We start from the raw sequence: 5,165 nt of genomic DNA on the forward strand, positions 1-5,165 counted from the left end.
CAGGAGCTGGTCGGCCAGGACCTGGCGGGCCCGGTGGTAGGCGTCCAGGGCCTCCGAGGAACGCCCCGCGTGGTGCAGCGCCTCGACCAGTCGGGCGGCCAGCGGCTCGCGCAGCGGATGGGCCCCGGTCTCCGGCCGCAACAGCTGGACAGCGCGCTCGTGTTCGCCGCCCGCGACGTACGTGTCGGCGAGCAGCTCGACCGCGGCGAGCCGCGCCTCGTCCAAGGTGTGCGCGGCGGAGCGCAGCAGCGGCGACGGGTAGGCGCCGGCCAGCGCGGGGCCCTGCCACAGGGCGAGCGCCTCGGTGAGCAGCGCGGCCCGGTCACCGGGGTCGGTGGCACGGCGGGCGAGCGCCACAAGGCCGTCGAAGCGGTGGGCGTCGACCAGCGTCTCCGGCAGTTCCAGGTGGTACGCGGAGCCGCGCGTGCTCAGCTCGACGCCGTACGCCGATGCGTCGACGCCCGCCAACAGTGCCCGCAGGCGCGAGACATGGCCTTGGATCACGGTGCGCGCGTGCAGGGGAGGTTCGTCGTCCCACAGCGCCTCGGTGAGCGTGTCGACCGAGACCGCGACATTGGCCCGCAGCAACAGCATCGCGAGCAGGCTGCGCCGCTTGGCGGGCCCGAGCGGCAACGGCCCGTCGCTCCCGCTGACCGACACGGGGCCGAGGATCTGGAACTCCATGGACGGAACCCTATCGTCCGATGGCTACTGGGAATCGGGAGGTCGAACTTCACGGATACCGCACTGCTCCGTCACCGACCACGTACTCCCACTCGACTGCTCTGTGCCCCGGCCCGCACCCTCGCCGGACACCGACTGCTGCGCGAGCTGCGCCGCCGACACCCCCTGAACGCGGCGGCAGCGCCAGGTGGCACACCGCCGGGGCCCGACGGGGCAGGACTGCCGACCGCGCTGTACGGACGCCGGGCGCCGCACCTGCTGCTGCCGGACTTCGCCACCCGGGCCGCGCTGCTCGGCGGGCGCGGGGCCCGGGAGAGCGTCGCCCGCACCGGCGGCTACGGCCCGTACGAGGGGGCCGGCTGCACGGTTGGTGGTACCGGGCGGCGGGTGGCGGAGGGACGGCCTCGCCCCGCCCACCGCGTGCCCCGGAGTCCCCGGGCGGTCCTATGGAAGCCGACCGTGCTGGTCCTGGTGCTCACCGTCGGGCGGTCCTCGCCCGGCAGGCCTCGCAGGCGTGGACGCCGGTGTCGCCGTAGCGGCGGATCGGTGTCCCGCAGCCGGCGCACGGGCCGATCTGCCAGGGCTCGCAGCCGTGGGCGAGGGCGGCTTCGCGGCGCTGGGTCTCGGTGGCGTCGAGCCGGCGGTCCTGCCGGGGCACCGTGAACAGCCGTTCGGGGACCTCGTCGAAGGTGTGCAGGCCGGTGCCCGCGGAGTTCCCGCGCCGGGGCCGGGGGTCGTTGAAGGTGAAGGTCTCCTCGCCGTAGCGGCAGGTCGCGTCGAGTTCCTGGCGGGTGTAGGTGATGCCGGCGTCCCCGGCCCCGGGTTCGGCCGGGGAGTCCTCGTCCTCGTCGGGGCCGAACATGTCGTGCCAGCGGTCCCGATCGACCGCGGGCACCCACATCCGGGAGACGGAGCGCGGGTCGTGCTGGTCGGGGATGCGCATCGGCACGAACTCGCCGTCCGCGCTGGCGACGACGAGCTGGTCGACCTCGGTGGGTGCCTTCGCGGGCAGGCACAGCGCGGGCAGGAACCACTCGGCGTGGAAGCGCCCGCAGGAGCTGCCGTTGACCGGGCAGGGCCGCACACTGCTCGGCAGGCACTTCCACTGCTGCAGGTGCCGCACCCCGGCGCGCACCACCATGGCGAGCGGGGAGGCGATCTCCTTCCAGCTGAAGTCGTCGACCCGGGCCCAGGGTGCCCGCTCGACGACGGCGGAGCGGTCGGTGTCGGTCACCCACAGCGGGACGATCCCGTGCTCGGCGGCGGCGCGGGAGCGGCGGCGGACGGTGTCGGCGGTGATCGGCGAGTACTGGGCCTCCCATCCGATCCGCCGGCCGTCGTCGCCGGTGACGAGGACGTCGGTGCGGATCCGGCCGTCGGTCGCGCGGGCTCCGATCTCGGCCCGGTGGCCGTGGCGTTCGGCGGCCCGGGCGATCCGCTCCTTCATCGCCTGGTGCTTCGCGCTCTCCTCCGGGGTGGGGGTGTGGCGCACCGGCAGGTGGGCGGCCACCCAGACGGTGCGGCCGCCGACCGTCCGGCGGCGGATCGTCATCCACGGGGACCGGCCGTCCTCCTCGGCCTGGCAGGCGCCGTCACCGTGGTGCTCCAGGCACTCCAGGAGCTCGCGCTCGCGCCGGTCGATCGGGGTGGTGACCTCCTCCAGCAGGCCGGGCCGACCCGGATGGCCGAGGTCGGGCATGGTCAGGTTGATCTCGATGCCGTACGCGGTGTGGAAAACTCCGTTCGCCATATCCGGAGAATAGAAACAGGAAGCGGCAATTTAAACACCGGTGCGAATGTTTAGAATCGGCGAATAAAAGCCTCGAATAACATCAGTCCCACAGTCAACAGGGTCCGGCATTCTGTTTGAATTCCACCCGTGCCCGCCGGTCCGACCAGCGGACCTGCGGGCATCCGCGGGTACCGCGAAGGGCCTGGGAGAGGACCTGGGCACACCCGTCCGGAACGCGGCGACCACCGTCCCGGCCTACGTCGGCGACCACCAGGCCGAAGACGTCCTCGCCCGGGTCGCCACCGGCATCGGCATCACGGAGAAACCCACCCGGCCCTAGCGGGCCAGCGCGGCGGAATCAGCGGCGCGAGGCCGCACAACGGTCGCCTCCGGGCGGTACGGATCGGGCCTCAAGGCGTTTGCCAGAGGCGACGAGCGCAGGACGTGCCGGTAGCCGGCCGCACCGCCACCCCGCAGGGACTCCAGATAGAACACCTTCAGGATCACGGCGAGCTCTGCCTCGGTGACGTCCACGCTGCGCCGGCTGGAGCCCTCTACGGTCCGCGCCCTGGCGATCGCCGCGCCCAGCAGGTCGGCGTCGACCCCAGGGAGGAGGCCGGCCTTCGCGTCCTCGCGGACGGCGTGGAGAAGGGGCATGTCGAAGGCACGCACGCTGATCGTGGTGTCCGGCACGCAGTCGTCCACCGGTACGACGGGCTGCTCGGCTGGACGGTCCCGCAGGGCCCGGTAGCGCAGCAGGTCCTGCCCCAGGCCGGTTACGCGAACCGCCCACGCCGGGCGGGCTTCGCCGACGGCGAGACCGTCGAGCAGTTCGGGACTCGCGAACTCGCACACCTTCGCTCCGACGAGCCGGCGCACGGTCCCGTGCTCCGCGATCCGGCGCTGTAGGGGCAGCTCCCCGGCCAGCCAGCCCGAACTCTCGGCAGCGACGGCCTCCAGCAGCACCCACTCATCGTGACTCAGAGCCACAAAACCCTCCCTCAACGTGACTGTGCCGCCGATCCTGCCACGCCGCCCTCGACGGCGCCCCGGCCTTCGTGCCCCGCACCCGTCGGCGCCGAACCCTGCATTCCCGGTAGGGGGTTCGGCCGCCCGGGCGGGTCGGGCCAGGGGTTTGCGCGATCACCGACAGGCCATTCCGGTCATTCGGTGGCCGATACCCGCGGAAGGTCGCCTTCTTCCCGGATGCCGCACCCCAGGGTGCGGGGGGCTGCCATGCTGGCACCAGCGGAATGTGACATTTCACATTCCGCCCATCCTCCTATCCCTGCCCCGAGGAGAGACACCCATGAAGACCACCGTCATCGCCGTCGTTGCCGCCGCCGCGACCCTGACCACCCTGGCCACCGCCCAGGGGGCCGCCGCCGCGCCGGCCGGGCCGGTCGGCGCGGTCGTGACCTGCGGCACCCCTGGCGCGCCCGGTCCACTGCTGACCCGGGCCTGCGTCGAGGTGACCGGCAACCAGGTCCGCTTCTACGGGGTGGCCACGGCCGGTGACCCGTCCTGGCAGCCCCAGTCCGTCGGCTTCGCCGTCTCCGGCACGGTCGTCGGCGGCGCCCCCCTCGCCCCCGTCAACCCGACCGTCCTCGTCCAGGCCGGCTCGAACCAGGTCGGCAGCGTCTTCTCCAGCGCCCCGTGCGGCGCCACCGTCAGCAACACCTTCTCGGTGAACCAGCCCGGCTGGCCCGCCTCGACCGCCACCGTCTCCACCGTGGTGGCCTGCTGACACCGGACTCCCGCAGGTGTGCCCCGGCCCGCCCGGGGCACACCCCGCCACCGCCCTCGGCGGGAGGGCACTCTTCCCACCGCAGCAGGTCAACCGGTACCCGCAACCCGCCACGGCGAACCGGCCGATGTCGCGCAGCCCGAGCACGGGAGCCGGCCGCCGCTTCCTCCCCGGTCGCGGCGGCAGCGTCCAGCGCAACCGCCCGCTCACGGCGCCTCCCGACTCCGCCAGAACCCCGTTCGCCGCCGGCCGCACCCTCGGGAATCCGGGCGATCGAAGCCCAGTTCCGGGTGCGGGAGGGCTACCTGGTACTGGCGACGTGGGCCATTGTCGACCTGGGAACGATCGCCCGCGACACCTACCGGAACGACGAGCTCGGCCGGGGCAATCACTCGCCGACCGACCTGGCCGAGCGGCTCGGCGGCTCGCCATCGGCAATCTCCGGCGCCGCGTCCGGAACCGGCTGGAATCCCCCGATCAACAGGTCAACCGGCGTGCTGGCGCACCGAAGAACCGGCGCCTTCAGTAGAGCGCGAGGAACGCCGAAGGGACGGACACGTGACTGTGTCCGCCCCTTCGGCGTTCGTGGTAGCGGGGACAGGATTTGAACCTGCGACCTCTGGGTTATGAGCCCAGCGAGCTACCGAGCTGCTCCACCCCGCGTCGTGCTCCCGACTGTACGGCACCAGTCGGTGATCACCAACTCGGTTCGGCCCGGGCACCGGCGAACGGCGCGAGGGCCGCGCTGATCTCGTTCGGCTTGAGGGCCGCCGTGGCCAGGTTCTTGCTCTCGCCAGCCGGGGGCTCGGGCGGCTGCCAGTCGATGCCGACGGCGGTCAGCACGGCGACCAGGTGCTGTACGGCGGAGGCCAGGCGGTCGGCGTTCTCTCCGGACAGGACGCGTCCCGCCTTGCTCTGGAGGTCCGCCAGGGCCTTCCTCTGGGAGGCGACCCGTTCCACGTCGGGCGTAGGGCGGCCACCGCCGCGCCGGGGTCGGTGCGG

General features: G+C 73.0%; 5 protein-coding genes and 1 tRNA gene. 1 reads left to right on the forward strand and 5 read right to left on the reverse strand.

Annotated elements, in window-relative coordinates:
• The 3 genes from ACFU7Z_RS35825 to ACFU7Z_RS35835 all read right to left on the reverse strand — a co-directional run.
• A partial coding sequence (locus ACFU7Z_RS35825) for a BTAD domain-containing putative transcriptional regulator (RefSeq protein WP_380782185.1) occupies nucleotides 1-684 on the reverse strand: 684 nt, incomplete at its 3' end.
• 475 nt (nucleotides 685-1,159) lie between these two features.
• Nucleotides 1,160-2,434, reverse strand: a complete 1,275-nt coding sequence (locus ACFU7Z_RS35830) for a hypothetical protein (protein WP_380782187.1) — start codon at nucleotides 2,432-2,434, stop codon at nucleotides 1,160-1,162.
• Nucleotides 2,435-2,752: 318 nt separating this feature from the next.
• Nucleotides 2,753-3,382 carry a hypothetical protein gene (locus ACFU7Z_RS35835; protein ID WP_143204554.1) on the reverse strand — a complete coding sequence of 210 codons (630 nt, stop codon included), beginning with the start codon at nucleotides 3,380-3,382 and terminating at the stop codon, nucleotides 2,753-2,755.
• Between the two features lie 343 nt (nucleotides 3,383-3,725).
• On the opposite strand from ACFU7Z_RS35835, the gene ACFU7Z_RS35840 reads away from it, so the two are divergent.
• On the forward strand, nucleotides 3,726-4,163 hold the full coding sequence (locus ACFU7Z_RS35840) for a hypothetical protein (protein WP_074002930.1): 438 nt from the start codon (nucleotides 3,726-3,728) through the stop codon (nucleotides 4,161-4,163).
• Between the two features lie 586 nt (nucleotides 4,164-4,749).
• Here the strand turns inward: ACFU7Z_RS35840 and ACFU7Z_RS35845 are convergent.
• Nucleotides 4,750-4,826: transfer RNA gene (locus ACFU7Z_RS35845), tRNA-Met, on the reverse strand.
• Nucleotides 4,827-4,859: 33 nt separating this feature from the next.
• Nucleotides 4,860-5,165 (reverse strand): hypothetical protein (locus ACFU7Z_RS35850; protein WP_380782189.1); only part of this gene is annotated, 306 nt, incomplete at its 5' end.

This window comes from Kitasatospora sp. NPDC057518 (assembly GCF_042802075.1).
Lineage (GTDB): Bacteria > Actinomycetota > Actinomycetes > Streptomycetales > Streptomycetaceae > Kitasatospora.

Coding starts and splice junctions, on each gene's coding strand:
- ACFU7Z_RS35830 (WP_380782187.1), bottom strand. CDS start 2,434: ATGGCGAACGGAGTTTTCCACACCGCGTACGGCATCGAGATCAACCTG.
- ACFU7Z_RS35840 (WP_074002930.1), top strand. CDS start 3,726: ATGAAGACCACCGTCATCGCCGTCGTTGCCGCCGCCGCGACCCTGACC.